This is a genomic window from Rhizobium sp. 05L419 (genome assembly GCF_056397845.1).
Genome location: NZ_JBFTOF010000034.1, coordinates 1 through 23,065, shown reverse-complemented (window position 1 = coordinate 23,065; position 23,065 = coordinate 1). Strand labels below are relative to the sequence as shown.

General features: G+C 62.0%; 21 protein-coding genes. 13 read left to right on the top strand and 8 right to left on the bottom strand.

Annotation, left to right across the window (positions count from 1 at the left end; translation table 11 throughout):
• Positions 1-131 precede the first annotated feature (131 nt).
• Positions 132-356, bottom strand: coding sequence for a hypothetical protein (locus AC1DMK_RS27815; protein WP_477863605.1), 225 nt, complete (start codon positions 354-356; stop codon positions 132-134).
• Positions 357-883: 527 nt separating this feature from the next.
• On the opposite strand from AC1DMK_RS27815, the gene AC1DMK_RS27810 reads away from it, so the two are divergent.
• Positions 884-1,756, top strand: a complete 873-nt coding sequence (locus AC1DMK_RS27810; RefSeq protein WP_051974191.1) for a 2OG-Fe(II) oxygenase family protein — start codon at positions 884-886, stop codon at positions 1,754-1,756.
• Between the two features lie 5 nt (positions 1,757-1,761).
• On the opposite strand, the gene AC1DMK_RS27805 is transcribed toward AC1DMK_RS27810, so the two are convergent.
• Complete coding sequence (locus tag AC1DMK_RS27805) at positions 1,762-2,667, bottom strand: LysR family transcriptional regulator (protein WP_477863604.1); 906 nt, start codon at positions 2,665-2,667, stop codon at positions 1,762-1,764.
• 209 nt (positions 2,668-2,876) lie between these two features.
• Here AC1DMK_RS27805 and AC1DMK_RS27800 point away from each other — a divergent pair, with 209 nt between their 5' ends.
• The 7 genes from AC1DMK_RS27800 (at position 2,877) to AC1DMK_RS27770 (ending at position 10,692) form a co-directional block, all read left to right on the top strand.
• Positions 2,877-4,253 carry an amidohydrolase family protein gene (locus tag AC1DMK_RS27800; protein WP_477863603.1) on the top strand — a complete coding sequence of 459 codons (1,377 nt, stop codon included), beginning with the start codon at positions 2,877-2,879 and terminating at the stop codon, positions 4,251-4,253.
• Positions 4,254-4,316: 63 nt separating this feature from the next.
• The gene (locus AC1DMK_RS27795) at positions 4,317-5,423 is read left to right on the top strand and encodes a BMP family ABC transporter substrate-binding protein (protein WP_477863602.1); all 1,107 of its coding nucleotides are present in this window, start codon (positions 4,317-4,319) and stop codon (positions 5,421-5,423) included.
• 7 nt (positions 5,424-5,430) lie between these two features.
• Positions 5,431-6,960: an ABC transporter ATP-binding protein gene (locus AC1DMK_RS27790; protein WP_477863601.1), complete on the top strand. Its 1,530-nt coding sequence runs from the start codon at positions 5,431-5,433 to the stop codon at positions 6,958-6,960.
• A complete protein-coding gene (locus tag AC1DMK_RS27785) occupies positions 6,957-8,015 on the top strand; it encodes an ABC transporter permease (RefSeq protein WP_477863600.1) in 1,059 nt (352 codons plus the stop codon). Before AC1DMK_RS27790 ends, AC1DMK_RS27785 begins: the two co-directional genes overlap by 4 nt.
• Positions 8,016-8,029: 14 nt before the next feature.
• Positions 8,030-8,920, top strand: coding sequence for an ABC transporter permease (locus AC1DMK_RS27780; RefSeq protein WP_477863629.1), 891 nt, complete (start codon positions 8,030-8,032; stop codon positions 8,918-8,920).
• Positions 8,921-8,962: 42 nt separating this feature from the next.
• Positions 8,963-9,955: a nucleoside hydrolase gene (locus tag AC1DMK_RS27775; protein ID WP_477863599.1), complete on the top strand. Its 993-nt coding sequence runs from the start codon at positions 8,963-8,965 to the stop codon at positions 9,953-9,955.
• Positions 9,952-10,692, top strand: a complete 741-nt coding sequence (locus AC1DMK_RS27770; RefSeq protein WP_477863631.1) for a hypothetical protein — start codon at positions 9,952-9,954, stop codon at positions 10,690-10,692. The genes AC1DMK_RS27775 and AC1DMK_RS27770 overlap by 4 nt, the downstream gene beginning before the upstream one ends.
• Before the next feature lie 48 nt (positions 10,693-10,740).
• On the opposite strand, the gene AC1DMK_RS27765 is transcribed toward AC1DMK_RS27770, so the two are convergent.
• The gene (locus AC1DMK_RS27765) at positions 10,741-12,093 is read right to left on the bottom strand and encodes a pyridoxamine 5'-phosphate oxidase family protein (RefSeq protein ID WP_477863598.1); all 1,353 of its coding nucleotides are present in this window, start codon (positions 12,091-12,093) and stop codon (positions 10,741-10,743) included.
• Positions 12,090-12,575 (bottom strand): pyridoxamine 5'-phosphate oxidase family protein, encoded by a 486-nt coding sequence (locus AC1DMK_RS27760; protein WP_477863597.1) that lies wholly within the window; start codon positions 12,573-12,575, stop codon positions 12,090-12,092. The genes AC1DMK_RS27765 and AC1DMK_RS27760 overlap by 4 nt, the downstream gene beginning before the upstream one ends.
• Positions 12,576-12,860: 285 nt before the next feature.
• Between AC1DMK_RS27760 and AC1DMK_RS27755 the strand changes: the two genes are divergently transcribed.
• From AC1DMK_RS27755 to AC1DMK_RS27745, 3 genes are read left to right on the top strand one after another with little or no spacing between them, the layout of a single operon-like run.
• Entirely contained in the window at positions 12,861-13,322 is a 462-nt protein-coding gene (locus tag AC1DMK_RS27755; RefSeq protein WP_477863596.1) for a cupin domain-containing protein, read from the top strand.
• A gap of 58 nt (positions 13,323-13,380) precedes the next feature.
• Positions 13,381-14,226: an arylamine N-acetyltransferase family protein gene (locus AC1DMK_RS27750; protein ID WP_477863595.1), complete on the top strand. Its 846-nt coding sequence runs from the start codon at positions 13,381-13,383 to the stop codon at positions 14,224-14,226.
• A gap of 38 nt (positions 14,227-14,264) precedes the next feature.
• Positions 14,265-14,873, top strand: a complete 609-nt coding sequence (locus tag AC1DMK_RS27745; protein ID WP_477863594.1) for a YceI family protein — start codon at positions 14,265-14,267, stop codon at positions 14,871-14,873.
• A 519-nt stretch (positions 14,874-15,392) separates the two neighbouring features.
• Here AC1DMK_RS27745 and katG read toward each other — a convergent pair.
• Positions 15,393-17,567, bottom strand: a complete 2,175-nt coding sequence (gene katG, locus AC1DMK_RS27740) for a catalase/peroxidase HPI (RefSeq protein ID WP_477863593.1) — start codon at positions 17,565-17,567, stop codon at positions 15,393-15,395.
• 163 nt (positions 17,568-17,730) lie between these two features.
• Here katG and AC1DMK_RS27735 point away from each other — a divergent pair, with 163 nt between their 5' ends.
• Positions 17,731-18,657, top strand: coding sequence for a hydrogen peroxide-inducible genes activator (locus tag AC1DMK_RS27735; RefSeq protein ID WP_477863592.1), 927 nt, complete (start codon positions 17,731-17,733; stop codon positions 18,655-18,657).
• Between the two features lie 332 nt (positions 18,658-18,989).
• Here AC1DMK_RS27735 and AC1DMK_RS27730 read toward each other — a convergent pair whose 3' ends face one another.
• Genes AC1DMK_RS27730 through AC1DMK_RS27720 form a run of 3 tightly spaced genes read right to left on the bottom strand, consistent with a single transcriptional unit; the run spans position 18,990 to position 21,536 of the window.
• Positions 18,990-19,571 (bottom strand): TetR/AcrR family transcriptional regulator, encoded by a 582-nt coding sequence (locus tag AC1DMK_RS27730; RefSeq protein ID WP_477863591.1) that lies wholly within the window; start codon positions 19,569-19,571, stop codon positions 18,990-18,992.
• Positions 19,544-20,707 carry a DMT family transporter gene (locus AC1DMK_RS27725; protein WP_477863590.1) on the bottom strand — a complete coding sequence of 388 codons (1,164 nt, stop codon included), beginning with the start codon at positions 20,705-20,707 and terminating at the stop codon, positions 19,544-19,546. The genes AC1DMK_RS27730 and AC1DMK_RS27725 overlap by 28 nt, the downstream gene beginning before the upstream one ends.
• Complete coding sequence (locus tag AC1DMK_RS27720) at positions 20,673-21,536, bottom strand: DUF1194 domain-containing protein (RefSeq protein ID WP_477863628.1); 864 nt, start codon at positions 21,534-21,536, stop codon at positions 20,673-20,675. The genes AC1DMK_RS27725 and AC1DMK_RS27720 overlap by 35 nt, the downstream gene beginning before the upstream one ends.
• 271 nt (positions 21,537-21,807) lie before the next feature.
• On the opposite strand from AC1DMK_RS27720, the gene AC1DMK_RS27715 reads away from it, so the two are divergent.
• Positions 21,808-22,899: a helix-turn-helix transcriptional regulator gene (locus AC1DMK_RS27715; protein ID WP_477863589.1), complete on the top strand. Its 1,092-nt coding sequence runs from the start codon at positions 21,808-21,810 to the stop codon at positions 22,897-22,899.
• The last annotated feature ends 166 nt before the right edge of the window (positions 22,900-23,065 follow it).

Genomic DNA, 23,065 nt, shown 5'->3' with positions numbered 1-23,065 from the left:
CGATGCAAGGATTTTGATATGACCTCCCGTGATATTCCATCATTAGAGATTTTTCAGCGAAGGATGAACCGCTTCTGCGAGCTCCGACTTGCGCCCCTCCTGCCCTCGAGGTCAGTCGAGGACCTTTCAAGCTACATGATCGGCCTCATCTCGATCACCAGCGATGTCAGATCGGCCAGCTCCTCCAGAAAGGCGGAGCTGCGAATGAGGATGCCGTGACGCGCCGCAACCGCGTTGCCGGCAATCGCCGTTGCGGGAGCTGACGGCACGAGTGCACAGGGGCAGGCCGCAACCAGCACCGCCAGCATGATCTGATCGTCATAGGCAACGAACCAGGCAATGGCTGCAATCGTCAAGACAGGCGCCAGATATTGCTGCGCGTAACGTTCAAGCAGTCGGCGCAGGCTGCTTGTGAAGAGGCGCCGCAGCGTGTCAGGTGGCGGCTCGCTTTCATCTCATTCAATTTGCACCTCGCTATTGAGGAACAGATGAGCTTTGCGGCCGTGCTACCAGCAGGGATTTAATGCATCGCGAGGGTATTGAAACTTATAATGACGATCGAACTTCCCGGACCAACTCCTGAAACGACTGGGCGCAATCTACTTCGCCGTGCGCATCGGCAGTCCCGGCAGACTTGTGTTCGATACGGTCCACGCCTTGAGCATGGAGGGCTTGTCTTGCTCGGAGATTGCACGTCGCACTGGCGCAGCATCGCGAGACGGCTAACTTTCGAAGCGCCACGCAACGGCTGCCGAACAAGGACGCGCCATGTATCATCCGCTCCCATTTCGCGCACGGGGCGTATGCCTCTTGTTGCTTGTCCCGTGTCAAGCAGCGCCTTAGCTTTGTCCAAGCGGCGCGGGCCGAACAAAAGGGGATTGCCATGACAAATGCTGCCGAAGAGATCGAAATCGATACCGGCGTCGCCGCCGTCTCCTACAGGGATCCGCAAGCGCCCGCGCTCTTTGCGGAGTCGCTTCGGACGACAGGCTTCGGCGTGCTGAAGGACCATCCGATTCCGCAGTCGCTCGTGGATGCGATCCACGACGACTGGCTCGCCTTCTTCGACAGCGAAGCAAAGCATGCCTATGCCTATGACAAGGAAAAGTATGACGGCTTCTTCTCGACCGCCGTGTCTGAAGTCGCCAAGGGCAACGACAAGAAAGACCTGAAGGAATACTATCACTATTTCGGCTGGGGCCGGTATCCGGCCGAAGTATCGGATGCCGCCCGCCGCTACTACGAGACCGCGGGCGCTCTGGCAGCAGAGCTATTGTCGTGGCTCGAGATGCATACGCCAGACGACGTGCGCGCCGGCCTTTCCATGCCACTTGCCGACATGATCAAGGACAGCCCCGCAACCCTGTTGCGTATCCTGCGCTACCCGCCCCTGTCAGGCAAGGAGGAGCCCGGTGCGTTGCGTGCGGCCGCCCATGAAGACATCAATCTGCTGACCATCCTGCCAGCCTCGAACGAACGCGGATTGCAGCTCAGGACTGCCGGCGGCGAGTGGGGCTACGTGCCATCGGATTTCGGGACGCTGGTCATCAATGTCGGCGACATGCTGCAGGAGGCGTCCGGCGGCTACTACAAGTCCACCAGCCATCGCGTTGCCAATCCCACGGGCGAGAGTGCGCGCCGGTCGCGCATCTCGCTGCCGCTGTTCCTGCAGCCGCGACCCGAGGTCGTGCTGTCTGATCGCTACACGGCTGGCTCCTATCTTGACGAACGGCTGCGCGAACTTCGCGTGAAGTAGCGCGATCAGGCAGAAAGCTCGCGTCTGACGCTGGCGATGAGCGCCTGGGTGAAGGCCAGCCCGAGTGGCGTGGCCGACGACTGGTCACGCACGCAGATCGCAAGATTTTCCCGGACATTGGGGGCGTCGAGCGGCACGAGCGAAAGCTGGCCACTMACCAATTCGTCCCTGACATCGAAGCGGGTGAGGATGCTGATGCCGGCGCCGGCGCGTACTGCATGCTTGATCATGACAATGGAATTGGATGTGAGCGGAGCTTTTGCCCAGGGCGACGCGTTGGGAAACAGCGTCTCGATCAGCGGCCGCAGACTCAGGCTTTCATCGACAAGCAGCAACGCCTCGCCCGCGCATTCCGTGGGCGTCACTGATGCGCGCCCGGAAAAGCGATGGTCGGCAGCGACAACCACGCCCATGCTGATCGGAATCGTCTCCACCACCCAGTAGTCCGAACTCGGCGGCATGTTGAAGCCCAGGACAAGATCGACTTCGCCACCCTCCAGCAGCACCAGCATCTCGCGGGTACCGCCCACCCGCACCACCACGTTGGCGTCGGGATATTGCCTGCGGATGCCGACCAGGACCTCGGCAAAGAACGAGCCGGCAAAACACTCCATCATGCCGATGGCGATCTGTTGCCGCTCCTGGCCGCGCAGCTTGGCGAGATCGTCGGAGATGCGCTCCATGTCGGCCTGCCACCTGCGGATCTGGTCGGCCATCAACCGGCCGGCCGGCGTTGCCCGCACACCGCGGGGCAGTCGTTCCAGAAATGTCGTTCGGTATTCCGCCTCCAGATTGAGGATGTGGCGATTGATCGCCGAAGGGGCGGTATTGAGGATTTCTGCTGCGCGGCGGATCGACCCGGCTTCGATAACCTCAACCAGGCAACGTGTTGCTGTCGTAAAAATAGGCATTCAATATGACTGCTCTCACTTTGAGCACGGGGCGTGCCACTATCTGTACTTGCGGGCCCGGTTCCCCGTCCATACACTTTGGAAAAGTCAGGGCGGAGTTCGCTGCCCGTTCATCTTATCTGTCTGGCGCAAAAGGTAAATGCGCGATGCGAGCGTTTCGACGTTCGCCGCGCGCGGGGCCGTGCGCGCCGATGAGGGCCCTGTTGCAAATGCCTGTTCACATCCTTGCTTCCGACTTCGTCATCACCATGAATGCCCAAAACGACGTGATAGCAAACGGAGCCGTTGCCATCGACGGCGACCGGATCGTTGACGTCGGGCCGCTGGCCCAGGTCAGCCAACATCATCAAAACAGCCCGGTGCGGCGTTTGGCCAACCGGTTGCTGATGCCGGGCCTCGTCAATGCTCACCTGCATTCGGGCGTGTTGCGCGGGACCGCCGAGGGCCTGCCGGTCTGGGACTGGCTGCGCATGTTCATTGATCCCATGCACCGGGTGCTGCGACCGCGCGAGGCGGAAGCCGCGTCGTGGCTCTGCTATGCCGAGTCCGTCTTGTCGGGCACCACGACCGTGGTCGACATGTGGCGCTACATGGAAGGCGCGGCGCGTGCTGCGAGCCAGATCGGCAATCGCACCGTCATGGTTCCATATGTCGGCGAGCACCCCGACTACGACTACTTCGACCACCTGGACGACACCGAGCGGTTGCTGGAAAACTGGCACGGCAAGGCGGATGGCCGCGTCGAGGTCTGGGTCGGGCTGGAACATGCCTTCTATTCCACGGAGGCGGGCCATGAGCGCGCCATCGCGCTCGCCAAGAAGTTCAAGACCGGGTTCCACACCCATTCCAACGAGGCGGAAGTGGAGCTCAACGAGATGCAGCGCCGCTACGGCTGCCGGTCGATCCAAGCCCTGGAAAAGCTCGGTCTGCTGGATGCCGATCGGACACTTCTTGCCCATTGCGTCTGGCTCGATGACAGCGAGATCGAACTGATGGGAAAGCGCGGCGTCTCGGTCGCGCACAATCCGGCAAGCAACATGAAGCTCGCCAGCGGCTACGCGCCGGTCGAAAAGCTCCGGGCGGCAGGCGTGGCCGTAGGCATCGGCACCGATGGCGAGAAGGAGAACAACAATCTCGACATGTTCGAGGAAATGAAGTTCGCCTCGCTTCTCACCAAATTCGCCACCCTTGACGCCGCAGCACTGGACAGCTGGGACGTGATGCGCATGGCGACCATCGAAGGCGCAAGAGCCATCGGCAAGGACCACGAAATCGGTTCGCTCGAAGTCGGCAGGAAGGCCGACATCATCGCGGTAAGGACCGACACGCCGCGCATGACTCCGTTGTTCGGCGGCAAGGACGGCAACCTGCACCACAATCTCGTCCACGCCATGCGCGGCGGCGACGTCGATATCACCATGATCGACGGGCGGATCGTGGTGGAAAACGGCGAGCTCAAGACGGCCAGCATGGCGGACCTGATTGCCGAAGTGCATGCCGTGGTGCCTGGGCTGTTCAGCCGTCGTGCCGCCTGGCTCGCGCAAAACAGCGCAGGAGCGATCAGCCCGATCGGCACAGCCAGCTAACAGATTTCGGGTCTTTCGACCCACCTGCACGCGCATACAACAAAAACAAAGGGAACGAAAATAATGACCAGCCTTACACGTCGCACAACGCTCAGCCTCATGCTCGCCGGAACGGCCCTGATGATGGGTCTTGCCGGTGCAAGCCACGCCGAAGAGCCGAAGAAGGTCGTCTTCCTCGTCAACGGCAATCTCGGGGACAAGTCCTATTTCGATCTCGGCGCCAAGGGCATGGAGATGATCAAGGCCAAGTATGGCGACAGGGTCGAGACCAAGGTGATAGAGATGGGCACCGACCAGACCAAGTGGCTGCCGACCTTCCAGGACGTATCCGACAAGGACTTTGACGTCATCGTCGCATGCACCTTCGAGATCTCCGACATCATGACCGAGGTGGCACCTGAATATCCCGACAAGACCTACATCCTGATCGACGGTGTCATGCCGTATGAAAAGGGCGACTACAAGAATGTCTATTCCGTGGTGTTCAAGCAGAACGAGGGTTCCTATCTCGCCGGCATGCTGGCAGCTGGCCTGATCAAGGACGGAACCCTCCCCGCAACGGACGGCAACAATATCGGCTTCCTCGGCGGCATGGACATTCCTGTCATCAACGACTTCCTCACAGGATATGTGGAGGGCGCCAAGGCAGTAAACCCTGATGTAAAGGTCGCGATCTCCTATGCCGGTTCGTTCAACGATGCGGCCAAGGGCAAGGAACTGGCGCTGGCGCAGTATCGTTCGGGCACGGCCATCGGCTTCAACGTTGCCGGTCTTACCGGGCTTGGCCAGATCGCCGCCGGCAAGGACGTCAACAAATACTCGATCGGCGTGAATTCAGACCAGGAGGCGATCTTCCGCGACACCGATCCGGCGATGGCCGATAAGGTCGCGACGTCGATGCTGAAAAATGTCGAGATCACACTGGCGCGCGCCTACGACCTCTATGTCGACGGAAAGCTGCCGGTCGGACAGGTCGAAGCAATCGGCCTGAAGGAAAACGCGGTCGGTCTGGCGGAAAATGGCGTGATGGCCAAACTCGCCAAGGATGACCTGAAGAAGCAGATCGCCGCGGCCAAGGAGAAGATCATCTCCGGCGAGATCAAGGTGACCTCCGGCTTTGCCATCGACCAGGCAGCACTAGAGGCCCTGCGCACCTCCGTCCGGCCCTGAGGCGAACATGAGCGATGCTCCGATCATCCGCTTCGAGCGTATCTCCAAGCGCTATCCCAACGGAACTGAGGCCTTGTCAGGCGTATCGTTCTCCATCGCCGCAGGTGGCATTCATGCCATCTGCGGGGAGAATGGCGCAGGAAAATCCACCCTGATGAAGATTCTGTTCGGGTTGGAGCAGCCGACCGGGGGCACAATCCAGCTGGATGGCGAGGCGGTCTCAATCGCTTCGCCCCGGGTGGCGGCAAGCCTCGGCATCGCCATGGTGCACCAGCATTTCTCTCTCATTGCGTCGCTGACGGTAGCGGAGAACATCCTGCTGGGGCAGGAGCCGCGGCGCGGTCTCTTCATCGACCGGGTCGAGGCGCGTCGGCGCGTGCTGGCCCTGTCGGCACGCTATAATCTCGATGCGGACCCCGATGCGCGGGTCGGCGCACTATCGGTCGCGGCACAGCAGAAGGTCGAGATACTGAAGGCGCTGTCGCGCGACGGCGTGCGGGTGCTGATCCTCGACGAGCCGACCGCCGTGCTGACGCCGCCGGAAACCGACGAACTGTTCCAGCGCCTGCGCGACCTGCAACGGGCCGGCCTCACCATACTCTTCATTTCCCACAAGCTGCGCGAAGTCAGGGCGCTGTCTGGCCATGTCACGGCGCTGCGGCTCGGCCATGTTTCCGGCGACAGCCGGATGGACATGATATCGGATACAGAGGTTGCCGCCTTGGTGATGGGCTCTTCCCGGCCCGCGGCAGTCGCCCGCGCCGGTCGCAGGGTCGGGGAGATCAGCCTCACCGTCGAGGACCTGCGGCTGGAGGCAGCCAGTGGCGCGGACCGGTTAGCCGGCGTCGATGTCTCGATCTGCGCCGGCGAAATCGTCGGCATAGCCGGCGTCGATGGCAGCGGTCAGCGCGGGCTGGTTTCCGTGCTATCGGGCGCCCGCAGGCCCACAAGCGGGACAGTAACCTGGAACGACCGGCCCGCGGCCGGACTCGACACGGTCGAATGGCGCCGCAACGGCATGGCCCATCTGCCGGCCGACCGCTTCCACCAGGGCGGAGCGCGCAGCCTTTCGGTCACCGAGAACGCACTGGCCGGCGCCCATCGCCTGGCGCGGTTCGCCCAAGGCCCGTTCATGCGCCGACGCGCCATGGAACAGCGGGCGGGCGAGATTATCCAGGAGTTCGGGGTTCGTTGTCCCGGGCCAGGTGCGCCGCTATCGGCGCTGTCAGGCGGCAATGCGCAGAAGGTCATCGCCGCGCGTGAATTTGCCACTGGGCCGACCTTCCTCATCGCCGACCAGCCCACCCGCGGCATCGACATCGCAGCCGCAGCCTTCATCCAGAGCCGCATCCTGGAGCTTGCGGCATCCGGTGCGGCCATACTCCTGATCAGTGCCGACCTCGACGAGTTGCTGGCGCTCTCGGACCGCGTGGCCGTCCTCTATGGCGGCCGCATCGTCGCCACGCTCGACAACGGACCGGAACTGACCCCGGAACGGCTCGGGCCGTTCATGCTTGGACTGGACAGCGCCGCATGATGATCCGCGAGGCGCTGGCGCCCTTTTTCCTGACCGTCCTTGTGCTGATCGCCATCCTTGCTTTGGTGCTGGTGCCGATCGCGATGACGCAGCCCGACCCCTGGGGTATGGTCGACACCTTCCTGCTCGGCCCGTTCCGCAACCCGCGTCACACCGGCAACATCGTCGAGATGGCCACACCGGCCATGCTATGCGGCCTGGCGGTGGCACTGATGTTTCGCACGGGCATGTTCAACCTCGGCGTCGAGGGTGCCTTCTTCCTGGGCGGCCTTGCAACGGTTGCCACCGTGCTGCTGGTGCCACTGCCGGCCTTTGCGCTGGTGCCGGTGGCCTTGGCCGTCGGCACTGTGATCGGATCGAGCGTCTGTGTCGTGCCGGGCTACCTGCGCAGCAAATACGACGTGTCGGAACTCGTTTCCTCGCTGATGCTGAACTTTGCGGCGCTGTTCATCGGCCTGTATGTGGTCAACTATGTGCTGCGCGACCCCGCCGCGGGGGCGATGGTAAGCTACAAGATCCCGCTCGAGGCGCGGCTGCCGCGGCTTGTTCCGGGAACCCGCATCCATCTGGGCACGCTGTTTGCGATCCTCGCCTGCATCGCCGGCAGCATCTACCTGTTCCGAACCACCTGGGGCTTCGAATCCCGCATCGTCGGCGCCAATCCGGGCTTTGCCGCCCATCTGGGTCTTCCGATCCGCCGTATCATGCTGCGGGCGCAGATCATCGGCGGAGCGATCGCCGCTGCCGCCGGCGGCATCGAAATGCTCGGGCTCTACCAGCGTTTCTCCTGGCAGTCGTTGCCGGGCAATGGCTGGACCGGCGTGGTCGTGGCAATCCTGGCGCGCGACCATCCCCTGCTGCTGATTCCCGCGGCACTCTTCCTCAGCTACCTTCAGGTCGGTGGGGACCTTGTGGCGCGCAATCACGACGTGCCAAGCGAAGTGGTCGGGCTGATCCAGGCCCTGATCCTGATCTTCGTCACCGCAAGCGCCATCATCCGCAATCCCCGCCTTCTCGCATGGATTGCCGGACGCAGGACGGAGCAAGCGGCATGAGCAACCTGTTCGACATAACATCAGTCATCGCACTGGTTCCCGTGCTCCTGCGGGTCACGACGCCCATTCTCCTGGCAGCGCTCGGCGTGCATATCTCGCAGCGTGCCGGCGTGCTCAATCTCGGCATGGAGGGCATGATGCTGTCAGCCGCGCTTGCGGGTGTCGTCGTCAGTGCCCTGACCGGCAGTGCCTGGATCGGCCTGCTCGGCGCATTGTTCGCCGGCCTGGTCCTTGCCGGCATGCTGGCCGTTGCCGTGCATGGGCTGAAGGCCGACCTGATCCTGGCCGGCATCGCGCTCAACATGCTGGCGGCGTCCGGAACCACGCTGATCCTGTTCATGCTGACGGGCGACAAGGGCATGTCCGGCTCGATGGCGAGCCAGGTCCTTCCGTCCCTGACGCTGCCTCTCATCGCTGGCATTCCCGTCCTCGGCACGCTGCTGTCCGGGCATCACGTCCTCACCTACCTAGCCTTCGTCCTGGTGCCGGTTGTCGCCATCACCATGATGCGCACGCCCTTCGGCATCCGGCTGCGGGCGGTCGGAGAAAACGCAGAGGCAGCGGCGACGGCGGGTATCGACGTTGTGCGCATGCAGGTGGTCGCGCTGCTGATCTCGGGCCTGTTTGCCGGGGCGGCTGGCGCCTTCCTGTCGATGGGCTACGTCAGCTGGTTCTCCCAGAACATGAGCGCCGGGCGCGGCTTCGTGGCGCTCGCCGCAGACCTCATGGGCTATGGCAGCGCCTGTGGCACCATGCTCGCCTCCCTGCTGCTCGGCACAGCCGAAGCGGTGGTGATCGCACTGCAGGGAAAGGGACTGCCCAGCGAATTGCTGCAGGCGGTCCCCTATATCGTTCCGGTGATCGCGCTGGTGATCCATGCGCGCCGCCGACACAGGGTGGCCTGAGGCCGCTTCATTTCTTCATCATGTATTCAGGAGCAACAGACCATGTCCGTCCATAAAGTGATTTTCGACACCGATCCCGGGGTGGACGATGCCATGGCGCTGCTGTTCCTGCACCTGTCGCTGCAGATCGAGCTGGTCGGCGTGGTCACGACCTTCGGCAACGGCACGATCGACCAGACGACCCGCAACGCCTTGTACCTCGTCGACCGATTCAAGATGAACGTGCCGGTGGCCCGCGGCGCGGCCAAGCCGCTGGTCGGAGAACCCATGGATCCGCCGGATTTCGTGCATGGGCAGAATGCTCTGGGCAATGTGACGATACCGGACGGTTTTGAAGGCGTGGCAGACCCCCGCCCCGCCCATCGCTTGATCATCGACACGGTGCGGGCGGCACCGGGCGAGATCACCATCATCGCCGTGGGGCGAATGACAAATCTAGCGCTCGCACTGCGCGAGGCCCCTGATATCGTGCCGCTGGTCAAACAGATCGTGGTCATGGGCGGTGCCTTCGGCATCGCCGGTGTCCAGGGCAATGTCACGCCCGCGGCAGAAGCAAATATCATCGGCGATCCCGAGGCGGCAGACGAGATCGCCGCCGCCAGTTGGCCGATCACATTTGTCGGTCTCGACGTCACCCAGAAGACTTTCATGCCGACCGACTATCTTGAAGGTCTTGCCAGGGATGGCGGCGAAGCCGGGAAATTCATCTGGGAGGTGTCGCGCTTCTACGAAGCCTTCCACCAGGCCGGCGGCGTGCCGTCGATCTTCGTCCACGATTCCTCGGCCGTCGCCTATCTGCTGCGCCCCGAGCTGTTCGAGACCAGGACCGGCGCCGTCCGCGTCTCGACCGAAGGCATCACGCGCGGCATGACGGTCCAGAAGCCTGATGGGACGAGTTTCCCCCCCGGCGCCTGGGACGGTCGCCCCTCGCACCACGTCTGTATTTCTGTGAATTCTGAGGGCTTGCGAGAGCTCTATCGCAACACAGTTACTCAAGCCAACGCCGCTATTGGCCAAACCTCTGCCCGAACGTGAAGCACTTCGGCAAGATTGGGCAGGAGACAGGCCGTATCGCAAGCCTGTCGGATGACGCGATCACCGTGACGGTCACGCGTCTGATCACCGTGGGCGCGGCGAGCTTTCTGGACGTCCACGTCGGTCGACCGGCCCGCGTAGCTTGGCCGCCGTTAGGCTGTTTCGACAAACCAGATACATCTCCAGCCGGCCACGGCAGCGTGACGTCGGTGGGATTAGTTTGCAGCCTCGATGATGAGCTTCGCCACAACGTCGGGGTGAGACAGCATGACCCCGTGGTTGGCAGCCACCTCGACCGCTGTCGCTTTGAGGCGCTTTACCTGGTCTCGCTGCAGTTGCGGCTGGATGACCTTGTCATCGGTGGAGACGACGTCGAACGAGGGAACATTGTGCCAGGCCGCCTCGGTTACTGGCGTAGAAATTGCTTTGACGCCAAACGCCCCTTGCGTGGCAGCGATCAGTTCCTGCTCGCTACGCGGCGGCTACCATTTAGCGGAGATCGCCTGCGCTCGACGGTCTTCACCTACGACAAGACGAAGCTTACGGAAGACAAGCTGCCGAAGTCGCTGCTCGATCTCGCCGGCGCGCCCGGAAGGACCGCCGAGGCGCGAGCGTTTCACAACCGCTACCAATGGTATGGCCAAGCAAGAGATCGAGCTGTGAGTTATACAGGCGAAAGCCAACACATTCCGGCTTCTATGCCGATTGTAACCCGATACCGTCCACCATCCMTTTGAAACCGGCTCCAGATCGCGATTGCGAATTGCCTGCCATGATTTCTCAGCTCACGGGTGATCACCCGCGGTCGGGTCGAGGATGAGAGGTCCTTCTGCCTCCAGCCGGACGCGGCCTCTGCCGATGCGGACGAGGCGTATTGGCGCCTCTTTTTCTTCGAGCCGGCGACGCAGCAGCAGGAGCCGGGTTTCGAGATTGTCCTTGATCTCTGGCATGCGGGCACCGGCCGCGAGCCGCATTTCCCGGTTCGTGAATTCGCTCCTGCCGTCGCTCAGATGCCATTCGAGCATCAGGCGCAGCAGGGTACCGGCAACGCCCTTCACTATGTAGGTGCCGTCGACGAACACGCTGTCGTCGAAGCGGTGATGGACGACGCGGACTTCTCGCCCGCCGGCAGCAGACTCGGTCATGCGGGCCGCCGGTCTCAATTCGGCGGCTGCCGCTTCCCGTTCGCTGGCCCTGAGGGCACTGGCAGCCTGTCCAGCCAGAATTTCGAGAGCAGCCTCGTCCTCTTCACGGAAGGCGAGCCGCTCCGTGCTCTCGATGAAGAGCAGGCCCGTCACCGTGCCGCCGGCTGTCATGGGAACGGCAATCTGGCTCATAGCCGTCGGCAATTGTGGGAAAGCGACGGTGCGTGTCGTATTTTCAGCCCCTTCCGCCTCCAGACCGATCGCTTCGCCGAAGCGGCGCACGCGGCTCATATCGCTGACCTTGATCGTCTGACCACTCGTTACCGCAGCACCGATCAATCCCTCGCTGCCGGCGACTTCCGATCCGAGGCCGGAGCGCTCGTAGCCGATGCTACCGGTCGTGACCAGGCAGCCGCGGTGGCTGTCGTGGATGAGAACGAGCGCATTGTCGTATCCGAGAACGTGCTGGACGCCGCCGAGCAGGCTGTCAATGATCTCGCCGGCCTCCGCCTGTCGCTCGATGGCTTTGGTCGCGTGGGACAGCGCGGGAAGGCTGACAGGCGCACGGCCGTTTATCTGCGGGGTGGTGTCCACCGGCGAGGGAACCTTTTCGATCCCATGCACACGAAAAATATCGGCGCTCCTCAGCCGCATGACATCCGACATGCCAATCTGCGCGCTGCTCGCCTTGAGCTGGCGGGCGATCTTGTCGAACAGCGCGCCGGTATCGACAGAACGCACAAAACCGATGTCGAGCAGGAACTGATCGCCTGTGAACCCGTCCACGAGGATCAGCGTGACCTTGGGATTGGCGCGTACATTCGCCGCCGTCTTGGCGAAGAACTGGTTGGAAAGAGCGACATGCTCCTCATCAACCCGCATCACATGGGAGAGATAGGATACATTCGGCATGCCATCGGCCGAGGCCGTGGCGATGATGGAGGGGATGACACCCTCGAAGCAGGCGGAAAGATCGGAAAGCCGCAGCGTCATTGGGACCTCGCGCCAGCCTGCGTCCCTGCCAGCATGCCGGCGAGCGGGCCGGGCGTCTGGACATATATTTCACTGATCACGAGGCGGGCGACTCGCGCCTCGTGCGCCGTCAGCCATGGCGCGATGAGGTGCCGGGGCACGCCGAGGGATTCGAGCTCGTCCGTTGCAGCGGTCATGAAACGGTCGGCACGATCGAGGTCGGGGGGTTCTGTCCCACGCATCCCGGCAGCCCCTTTCAGCTGGAAACTGACATAGTCCGAAGGGCTGACGAAGGTGGCGGCGATCCGCCCGGTCTGCCGGATGCAGAATTCGAGCCGTGGCCACTGCCAGGCGGAAAAGATGACGTCGATCGTCTCGCGGTTTTCCAGAAGATGAAAGCCGACACCGCGTCCTGCCGAAGGACGGCCGGTTTCGTCAGCCACAGCGATGATGCACATCAGCGGCCGATTGAAAAAATCGAGGAGCCTGTCGTCGAGCCTCACTGCCTTCCCCCGTTGCTTGTCCCTGATCTTCTTAGCAAACTTTTAGGATATTCGGTACGGCTTGCACATTCATTTAGGAACGCCGGTTTTCACGCTGCGCTATAGAAGCGCCGTACCGGCTGGACGGCCTGGATAATCCCCTGCCCGTCTTCGGCGGCCTCGTGCCACCAAACGAAAGAACTCGCCGCCCCGCCCCGCATGCCGGAGCGCGGAACGGAATTCTGCGTCCCGCCGTAAGAGCGAAAGCATCGACGATCGATGCATTGCGAACCTGGAGAGAGAAAGATGAAAAAATTCGCCGGTGCGGCGATCTCGCCGCTGGGGCATGGGATGCCAGCGATGGCGTTCGGCAAGCATGTCATCCGCATGATGGCGGCCAATACCGGCGGTTCGCTCGGCATGTTCGAGGCCTTCGTGGAGGCCGGCGAAGGCCCGCCATTGCATGTGCATGAGCGCGAGGACGAGTTCTTCCGCGTGCTCACCGGCCGCTTCGGCTTCTGGTGCGCCGGCGACTATGTCGAACTCGCGGAAGGCGGCTGCATTGCGCTGCCGCGCGGCGTGCCGCACCGCTTCCGCAATGTTGGGAAGACCGAGGGCCGCCTCATGGTGGTCGTCACACCGGGCGGGTTCGAAAGCTTCTTTTCGATCGTCGAGCTCTGCAGGCCCGAAACCCCCGAGCAGATCGCTTCGGTCGCGAAAGGCTTCGGCCTGACTTTCCCGCCCGAGGACGACCGCGAGGTCGCCTAAACCACTTCAAACAAACCACCGGAACCTGAACAACGGTCCATCGAAAGGAGCCCGAAGGATGACACATGTACCTTCCAACGAAAACGGAATGACCCTGACAACCACGCAGCTCGATGCCTATCTGGCGCGGATCAACGTCGAGCGGCCGTCGCGTCTCGACATCCTCAGCCTGACACAGCTGCATCGCGCCCATGTCATGAGCTTTACATGGGAGGCGCTGGACGCCTTCATGGGATGGCCCTCCGTGATCCCCCCGGCTGCGGCCTTCACCAAGATGGTCGAGAGGCGGCGCGGCGGCTGGTGCTACGAGATGAACGGCCTCTTCGGCGCCGCGCTTGAAGCACTCGGCTTCCGAGTGACCCGTCTTTGCGGCGGCGTCGACCGGGAAAGGCTCGGCGATATCGCCATCGGCAATCATCTGACGCTGCGTGTCGACCTCGAACGTCCCTATCTCGCCGAGGTCGGCGTGGCGGACGCCATCGTCGAGCCGGTGCCGCTGACCACCGGGCCGATAAGCCAGCGCGGCTTCGACTTCTCGATCATGCCGGCGGACGGCGGCTGGCTGCGCTTCCACAACCATGTGCGCGGGATTGCGAAGAGCTTCGATTTCCGGCCCGACCACAGCGACGAAGCCGCGATGGTCGCAACGCATGGCTGGCTGATGCAGGATCGTGGCTCCCCCTTCACCAATGCGCTCGCGGTCCTTCGGCACACGGCGGACGGCTATGTCGCACTTCAGAACGACCGTCTACGCTGCGTGACGGCAAACAGCCTCAGCGAGCAGCGCATCACGAGTGCCGACCATCTGGCCGATACGTTCGAGACCGTATTCGACCTCGACATTTCCCGACCCGGCCGCGTCTGGGAGCGCCTTCAGGCCATCGGCCACGACAAGGCCGCCTAAGCCGGTAACCGCATCATTCCACATCCAAGGAAACATCAATGCTTCGCATAACTGCATTCGCCCTTGCTCTCGCCTTGAGCACGACCCCCGTCCTTGCCGATCCGGCGCCGGGCGGTGCCTATAAGACCGACCCCTCTCACTCGAGTTTCAACTGGTCGTTCAACCATTCCGGCCTGTCGCACTACACCGCGCGCTTCACGAAAGTCGATGCGCGGCTCAACTGGAAGCCGGAAGAGCCGGAAACCTCCACGCTTTCTGTGACGATCGATCCGCTTTCGATCCGCACCGACTATCCCTGGCCGGAAAAGGTCGACTTTGATGCGGAAATCGGCGGGGAGCAGACCTTCCTGGCAGCCAAGCCAATCACCTTCGTTTCCAAGACGATCCACGTGACGGGCGAGAAGACCGGCACCGTAGAAGGCCTCCTCACCTTCCGCGGTGAAACACACCCGGCAACGCTCGATGTCACCTTCAACGGCTCGATCGCCAAGCACCCGATGATGGGCGTCCCGAAGATCGGCTTTTCGGCGACCGGCAGGATCCGTCGCAGCGAATGGGGATTGGATTTCGCAATCCCCGCACTCGATGACACAGTCACCTTCGCCATAGAAACGCAGATGGTCCCCGCTGATTACGCATTCCAGTGAGAAACAAAATGAGATGCAGATCCGGCCGGACCTGCATCTCAATCATTGCAGCAGGCCGCACCTTTTGGTCTTGAAAGGAGGAGAAACTTCGATCTCGCCATTCCGTCGACGAAGGTTTGAACATGGGGTAGTCGCGGGCGGTTCACCCCATGACCATTCTCTCGGCACTAGCTGGCGGGGGTGGTTGCCCCGATAAGATGGAAATACGGGCTCACGATTGGAACCGGGCCCAAAACATCGAATGGAGGCAACCATGAAGCAGTATATCGGGCTTGATGGTTGTCGACGTGGTTCTGTCATGCGCTGACAGCGGAGGGGACTCCCGCGATTTGCAACGATGCCCTTGGACTGCCTAGGCGGCCTGCCTCGGGAAGTGCGACTACATAGCCTGAAAGGGCAGTTTTGCCGAAGCGACTTTCCCTCGGCCACCTCGCATCCCCCGGACAAACAAAAAACCTCCCGTGTGCAGCCAGCACACAGGAGGGTCTTTTGCGGTGCCTGCGGTGGACCGTTTCGCCGTTAGGCGGGCAGGTCGAAGCGGTCGGCGTTCATCACCTTCGTCCAGGCGGCGACGAAGTCCCTCACGAACTTCTCCTTGCTGTCGTCCTGGGCGTAGACTTCCGCATAGGCGCGCAGCACGGAGTTGGAACCGAAGACGAGGTCGGCGCGGGTCGCAGTGAAGCGGACACCGCCGGTCTTGCGATCGCGGATCTCGTAAAGGTTCCTGCCAGTCGGGATCCAGGAGTACGCCATGTCGGTCAGAGTGACGAAGAAGTCCGTGGTGAGCGCTCCGACTGTGGACGTGAAGACACCATGCCCGGTGCCCGCATGGTTGGTGCCGATGACGCGCAGGCCACCGACGAGAGCCGTCATTTCTGGCGCGGTCAGGCCCAGAAGCTGAGCGCGGTCGAGGAGTAACTCCTCGGCACTGACCAGATAGTCATCCTTCTGCCAGTTGCGGAAACCGTCGGCGAGTGGTTCGAGCGGCGCGAAGCTGTCGGCGTCGGTGTGCTCGGCAGTGGCGTCGCCGCGGCCGGCGGCAAACGGCACCTGGATGTCGAAACCGGCAGCCTTGGCGGCCTGTTCGACACCGTAGTTGCCAGCCAGGACTATGACGTCTGCAACCGAAGCGCCGGTGTCGGCGGCGATCGGTTCGAGCATGGCGAGAACGCGGGCGAGACGTTCAGGCTCGTTGCCGGCCCAGTCCTTCTGGGGCGCCAGCCGGATGCGCGCGCCGTTGGCCCCGCCGCGATTGTCTGAACCACGGAAGGTGCGGGCGCTGTCCCATGCGGTGCTGACGAGGTCGGAGACGGAAAGGCCGGAGGCGGCGATTTTCGCCTTGACGGCCGAAACGTCATAGGTCGTGCTGCCTGCCGGGATCGGGTCCTGCCAGATCAGGTCCTCTGCCGGGACATCCGGGCCGATGTAGCGAGCCCTCGGGCCCATGTCGCGGTGGGTCAGCTTGAACCAGGCGCGTGCGAAGGCATCCGAAAACGCCCCGAAGTCGTTGCGGAAGCGCAGCGAGATCTCGCGGTAGATCGGGTCCACCTTGAGCGCCATGTCGGCGTCCGTCATCATCGGGCTAAGGCGGATGGTCGGGTCTTCCACGTCTACCGGCTTGTCCGCTTCAGCGATCGAGATCGGCTCCCACTGGGTTGCGCCAGCCGGGCTCTTTACCAGATGCCATTCGTGCTTGAACAGCATTTCGAAGAACCCGTTGTCCCACTTGGTCGGCTCGGTGGTCCAGGCGCCTTCAAGGCCGGATACGACGGTATTCCGGCCGATGCCGCGTCCCTTGGTGTTCACCCATCCGAGGCCCTGGAATTCCGGACCTGCCGCTTCAGGATCGGCGCTGAGGTCGGCCGGGTTGCCATTGCCGTGGGCCTTGCCGATGGTGTGGCCGCCGGCGGTGAGCGCGACGGTCTCCTCGTCGTCCATGCCCATGCGGGCAAAGGTCTCGCGCATTTGCGCGGCGGTGGCGAGCGGATCGGACTTGCCGTTGACGCCTTCGGGATTGACGTAGATCAGCCCCATTTGGACAGCAGCAAGCGGGTTGGAGAGCGTGGCGGGCTGAGCAACATCACCGTAGCGGCCGTCGCTGGGAGCAAGCCATTCCTGCTCGTCACCCCAATAGACGTCCTTTTCCGGATGCCAGATATCTTCGCGGCCGAAGCCGAAACCAAAGGTCTTCAGCCCCGCAACGTCATAGGCAATCGTACCGGCAAGCGCGATCAGGTCGGCCCAGGAGATCCGGTTGCCATACTTCTTCTTGATCGGCCATAGCAGGCGGCGGCCCTTGTCGGTGTTGACGTTGTCCGGCCACGCGTTCAGTGGCGCGAAACGCTGGTTGCCGGTATTGGCGCCACCACGGCCGTCGGCCGCGCGATACGAGCCAGCCGCGTGCCAGGTGACGCGGGCCATCATGCCGACGTAGCTGCCCCAGTCGGCCGGCCACCACTCCTGGCTTTCAGTCATAAGAGCCCGCAGGTCAGCCTTCAGGGCCTCTACGTCGAGCTTCTTCAGCTCCTCGCGATAGTTGAAATCCTTGCCGAGCGGATTGGTCTTGGTGTCATGCTGGTGAAGGATGTCCAGGTTCAGTGCGTTCGGCCACCATTGCGTGACAGATTTGCCGAGGGCCGTGTTGCCGCCGTGCATGACCGGACACTTCCCGGCCGGTTTTGTCTTTGTGTCCACGTTAACTCTCCCTAAATCTCAAACTCGGGTTGACGTTGCGAGCCAAGTGTTTCTGCGCGGGTTGGGTGAACCACCCGTCAGGTTCAAATCCCTTGATAGCCAATAAGCAAGCCTGCCGATAAATTCCAATTGTATATTCTAAAGGGGCTGATAGCTTTAGATTATGATTGGTCTATCCATGAAGCATCTGCGTTATTTCGAAGCTCTGGCGCGTTTAGGGCATTTCGGGCGGGCCGCGGAATCCTGTGCGATTTCCCAGCCGGCGCTGTCCGTGCAAATCCGCGAGCTCGAGGAACTGATCGGCGCCCCGCTCGTGGAACGAGGCAGCAGGCAGATCCGCTTGACTAGCCTCGGTGAGGAGTTTGCCGAACGCGTGCGTGCCATTCTGCGCTCGGTCGATGATCTCGCAGAACTGGCGCGCGCCACCCAAGTATCGCTCACGGGCCGGCTTCGCATCGGCGTTATTCCGACGATTGCTCCTTATCTGCTGCCCGATGTCATCAAGACGCTGACGCAGCGCTATCCCGGGCTCGACCCGCGACCGCGCGAGGCGGTGACCCAGCGGCTGATCGAGGACCTGCAGGAGGCGAGACTCGATACCGCGATCGTAGCCCTTCCCGTGTCCGAGCCGACGCTGGAGGAGATTCCCCTCTTCGACGAGGAGTTTGTTCTGGTCCGGCCGCTCGAGGACGCGGGAAAGCCCGTGCCGAGTTCGGAAATGCTTCAGGAGATGCGCCTTCTCCTGCTGGAGGAGGGGCATTGCTTCCGCGAGCAAGCGCTCTCTTTCTGCAACATCGCCGCCGCGCCCCCCCGCGAACTCATGGAGGGAAGCTCACTCACCACGCTAGTGCAGATGGTTGGTGCTGGCATCGGCGTCACGCTGCTGCCGCAGATGGCAGTGCGTACGGAGACGCGCTCAGCGGATGTCAGCGTGTTCCGCCTGTTGGAGCCCCGCCCCTTCCGTACGATCGGCATGATCTGGCGCAAGACCAATCCCTTGGTGTCGCAATTCGGTCCGATCGCCGAAATCGTCCGTGACGCCGGCACCCGCAAGAAGTGCGAACTTGGGGATCTCCCCGGTGTCAGCTAGGAGCCGTCATCTCAACTTTTTATTGCAGATTAAGATGTAGCCCGGTTTCTACAAAGCCGGGATCAACTACGACGTGGCAGCACAAGCTCCCACTAAACCGATCACAAACGCCATCAAGTTTTTGAACAGCCTCGATGGCAATCCACGATCCACGGTGGTGTGCTGAGGGTTCTGCAGGCGGCATCCTAAAGTAGCTGCGCGACATGGGCCGTTAGTTGCGGGGGAATTGATGACCGATTGCTCTGCAATCGGGATTGTCCGGGCGAAGAGCCTCATGAATTTCTTGGACAGATGCTCGGGTTTCGCTCTTCAGCGCGCGACGCCGATCTCATTCACCGCGACGCCTTTTTGACATCGTTGCTCGACGGGTTGGTCAGGATAGCGCTCGCGATGATGTGAACGAGATGATCGACCCGTGGCGCGAACGAGGGTAGGTCAACGAGCCAGCCGAGTGCCGACATCAAGCCGAACAGGTCGTCCCCATTCATATCGGTGCGCGCCGTACCTTCGGCCTGAGCACGGAACAGTAGTTGCGCGCTCGCTGAGTGCACCGCTGCGCATGAAGCATAAAGAGCTGAGTCCGGGTTTGTGCGGGCGGTGGCCATCAAGGTGACAACGCCCCTATAGCTTTGGGCGAATGCCACCCATTCGCGGATCCAGGACACGAGCGCTTCACCAGGTGAATTCGACATTTCAAGTTCGTCTGCCTTCTGCGTCAGTATGTCGAGATTCGTACAGAGCAAGGCTTCGAACAAGGATTCTCGCGTCGGGAAATGACGAAGCAGCGTGGCCAACCCGACGTCGGCCCTACGGGCGATATCGTGCATCGACGCATCGGCACCATGCTCGGTGACGGTCGTCGAATCTGCGACGATGTGGGAACCGATCAGCGCGGTTTCCGCTCTGTGCCGCAAGCCTCCCCGGGGTCGTCGCCGATCCAAAGGATGATCATTGCAACCAACATCACGACGCAGCCCAGTGACTGCCACAAGGTGAGCGTTTCCCGGAGGAAAACAAAAGCGAGTCCTGCGGCTGCGACAGGTTCAATCATGGATGCAACGAGCCCCGCTAAGGCCGTCCGGCAACGCGCCATTCCAACGCAGTAGCACACATAGGCGAGTGCCGTCGGGCCGAGTCCAAGATAGAGCAGCACGCCGAAGCTTCGCCAATCGGTGACTAATGCCCTCATCATCTGCCAGTTGATGGTAGCGAGCAGAAAGGACATGGGTGCGAGAAAAGCGGCCGTGATCACGAGGCCAAGTCCCGAGACCAATACCGCAGAATAATCGACAGTCAGCAACCGGGCAGCTTGTGTTAGGAAGACGAAGGCTATCGAGGCAAATATCGATAGCATTAGGCCCACCAATGTCGGCAGATTACTGCCTTTCATGTCCTCCCCGACGAAAGAAAGAAGGCCAATGGCCGCCAAGACGAGGGCGGCGACAACTTGCCCGGACACCTGTTCCGTGCGCCGCCAAAGGGCCCAGATCATGGCTAGCGCTGGCGGCAAGCATACGGTGAGAAAGACAGTAACCGTGACGCCCAATAGCCAAAAACTCCTAAATAGACACACCTGGAAAATTGCACAGCAGATCCCGAAAAGGAAAAAGCAGGGCAAACTCCTGAGCCGGGGGATACATCTTTTCCAACCATTCGAAACGACGGCGAAAAGCAGGACTGCGGGACCCGCCACGATGGTTCGTGCGAAGCCATAGACCTCGTCCGGAACGCTGAGCTCATAAGGAACGAGTTTGCTTGCGACACCGACTGTCGCCCACAACACAGCCGCGCACATCACGAGAAAGAGACCCGAGAGATTGCGAGAACGGACGATTGCGCTAGCTCTTGGCTGCAAGATGCGTTGCCAGTCGTAGACCCGCTGCCTAGTGCGGAGGCAACCGAAGGCGTGTCCTCTAAGTCCACCACTCACGGCGGAAATGATATCCGGGTGCGCTTCCTTCCTTGGACTAAATGCCTCGGATCGGGGGGCGCTCAGAATATTGGGATTTGTTCGTTTAGCAGACAGTGATTCCTCCTCTCCGAACGGCATGGCATTGCGATTCAGGATGCGACGCTCCCCCGCCGCTCGCCAATCGCGCGCTGGCGGTGATCATGCGCAGCTGTTTGTCCTGCGGATACGAGTTCGGGGCTAGTTTCCAGGATATTTCGGTCCCGAGCTTGCGACGCAGGGCCGTGGTGTAGTCGCTTGATTCCTTCGGTACAATTACGAAGGCCTGGTCGCCGCCGATGACTTCCTCCGCGAAATAGGCGGCCAGCGGGCGGTCGGGATTCTGGAACTGCTTGGACGGAACCGCGATCGCGTTGATCGTATAGCCCCTGTCGATCGCCCTCGCCCTGGCTTGCTGAACCGGCATGCCGTCATTGTTCTCGCCGTTGCCGGATATGTCGATGACCATTCGATCGGCGTGGCCCGGAAACCTGTCGAGAAGCATGCTTCCGATCGCGATGGCCGAGGAAATGGATGTTCCACCTCTGATCCTGCGGCCGAGGCCCGTGTCACCCTTGCTGCTGATAATGCCGGCGGCGGCTTCGGCATCTTTTGGTCCGCAAATCCTCGTCCAGGGCAGGACGGACCTAATACTCTGCGGACCTGCCCACTCGAAATAGCTGATTGCAATGCAACCTCGGGGGTTGCTTGAAAGAGCCTTCATGATCTCGGGCGACATCAGGGCGGCGGCGTGACCATTCCGCTGCAGGTCCGCGGTGGCGGGGTCGATCGAAGACGAGAAATCGACAGCGAAGACCACGGCGACATCGACGTCGAGCCCTTGTGCCTGATCAGTTCCGGAGGCGCGCGCCTCAAATCCCATCGCCGACATGACAACAATCGCCACCGCCAGTTTCGTGAATGACAGAATGCCCATGAACCCCTCTTGACGGTTTCCGCGCGGGACGAACCCGTGGGTGACCTGGCATCGACGCCGTTACAACCGGACCCTCGTCGAGGAAACGGTTGCATGAGACCCCCTTATGGGGGGTGTGCGGGCAAATGACGGCTGTCGATGCAACGGATGCAGGCCATGGACAGGCCGACTCTTGCAGCGTAGGTTGCAGCGCAGATCATTGATCTGCCAGTTGTTTCATGTCTCTTATCTGTTTGCGCATTCCAGCAACGCGGGGAGTAAGGCGGTGGCGATTGACGTCGATCGGCTGCAGCGTGCATCAATGAACCTATCGGACGTGATCGCCGATCCTGCGCGCTGGACCGGGATTCTGGAAGATCTGGCGACGTCGTTCGGTGCCATGGGTGCAGGCCTGATCCCGCAGTCCGGGTCCGAAGGGGCGATGACGACCGCCAGTCTCAGGGAGTGCCTCCAGACCTATGTTGGCGAGAGCTGGGCAGAACAGGACAGCGAAAGCCATCGACGCGCGCGGGCGATCAACATGCGGGGCGAGGTGGCGCTGGATAGCGACCTGATCGACCGCGAGGACCGCTACGTGCCGTTCTTCGATGATTTCCTGCCCCGCTTCGACGGGAAGGGCTGGGCAGGCATCGGCCTTCGCACCGGCGCCGACTTCTGGTCGCTGACATTGCACCGATCCCTCCGCCAAGGGGAATTCGGAGAGGCAGAGCGGGCAATTCTCCAACAGTTTTCCGTGAGACTTAACGAAGTCGGCAGCCTCGCGCATCTGGCAGGGCGCGTGACGCTGTCCACGGTCGCCAAGTCGTTCGACCAGATCGGCAAATCCGTGGTCGCGATCGACCAGACAGGGCGGTTCATTCAGGCCAATGCCACGGCACAGCGGCTGTTGGGCACCTCCATCCATGTCGCCGGCGGCCGACTGATGCTTCGTGACCGACATGCCGCAACCGAATACGAAAGGGTGGTCAACCGCCTGCAGCGGCTACGCGAAGGCAAGACCTTGCGCGCGGCCCCGATCATCGTCCGGCGGGAGAACGCTACCCCGCTTGTGATCAGGGTCCTGCCCGTCGACGGCGCGGCTAAGACGCCGTTCGTATGCGCTCGAGCTCTGCTCGTTATCAGCGAGGTGTCATGGCCGGGCAGGACCGAGTGGCAGGTTTTCGCCCGCGCCTTCGGACTCACCCCCGCAGAAGCGCGCCTTGCAGGGCTTCTCGCGAGCGGCAGTTCTCTCGAGTACGCCGGAGATGCTCTCGGCATCACCCGGGAGACCGCCCGAAGCAGGATCAAGGCTATCTTCCAGAAGACTGACACTCATCGCCAGGGCCAACTGGTGGCACTGCTGGCCTCATTGACGTAAACAGGGAGACGGGAGGCCTAGGCCGGATCGACATTCACCGGAGCCAGATCATCGCTGCTGCGAGATGGACAAAGCCCTCGAAGTGGATGGTTCTGCGGTCATAGCGTGTTGCGAAGCGGCGGAAATGCTTCATTCGATTGAAGCAGCGCTCTATGCAGTTTCGATG

Coding starts and splice junctions, on each gene's coding strand:
- AC1DMK_RS27795 (WP_477863602.1), top strand. CDS start 4,317: ATGACCAGCCTTACACGTCGCACAACGCTCAGCCTCATGCTCGCCGGA.
- AC1DMK_RS27735 (WP_477863592.1), top strand. CDS start 17,731: ATGATTGGTCTATCCATGAAGCATCTGCGTTATTTCGAAGCTCTGGCG.
- AC1DMK_RS27775 (WP_477863599.1), top strand. CDS start 8,963: ATGTCCGTCCATAAAGTGATTTTCGACACCGATCCCGGGGTGGACGAT.
- AC1DMK_RS27785 (WP_477863600.1), top strand. CDS start 6,957: ATGATGATCCGCGAGGCGCTGGCGCCCTTTTTCCTGACCGTCCTTGTG.
- AC1DMK_RS27745 (WP_477863594.1), top strand. CDS start 14,265: ATGCTTCGCATAACTGCATTCGCCCTTGCTCTCGCCTTGAGCACGACC.
- AC1DMK_RS27755 (WP_477863596.1), top strand. CDS start 12,861: ATGAAAAAATTCGCCGGTGCGGCGATCTCGCCGCTGGGGCATGGGATG.
- AC1DMK_RS27810 (WP_051974191.1), top strand. CDS start 884: ATGACAAATGCTGCCGAAGAGATCGAAATCGATACCGGCGTCGCCGCC.
- AC1DMK_RS27800 (WP_477863603.1), top strand. CDS start 2,877: ATGCCTGTTCACATCCTTGCTTCCGACTTCGTCATCACCATGAATGCC.
- AC1DMK_RS27765 (WP_477863598.1), bottom strand. CDS start 12,093: ATGACGCTGCGGCTTTCCGATCTTTCCGCCTGCTTCGAGGGTGTCATC.
- AC1DMK_RS27725 (WP_477863590.1), bottom strand. CDS start 20,707: ATGCCGTTCGGAGAGGAGGAATCACTGTCTGCTAAACGAACAAATCCC.
- AC1DMK_RS27790 (WP_477863601.1), top strand. CDS start 5,431: ATGAGCGATGCTCCGATCATCCGCTTCGAGCGTATCTCCAAGCGCTAT.
- AC1DMK_RS27750 (WP_477863595.1), top strand. CDS start 13,381: ATGACACATGTACCTTCCAACGAAAACGGAATGACCCTGACAACCACG.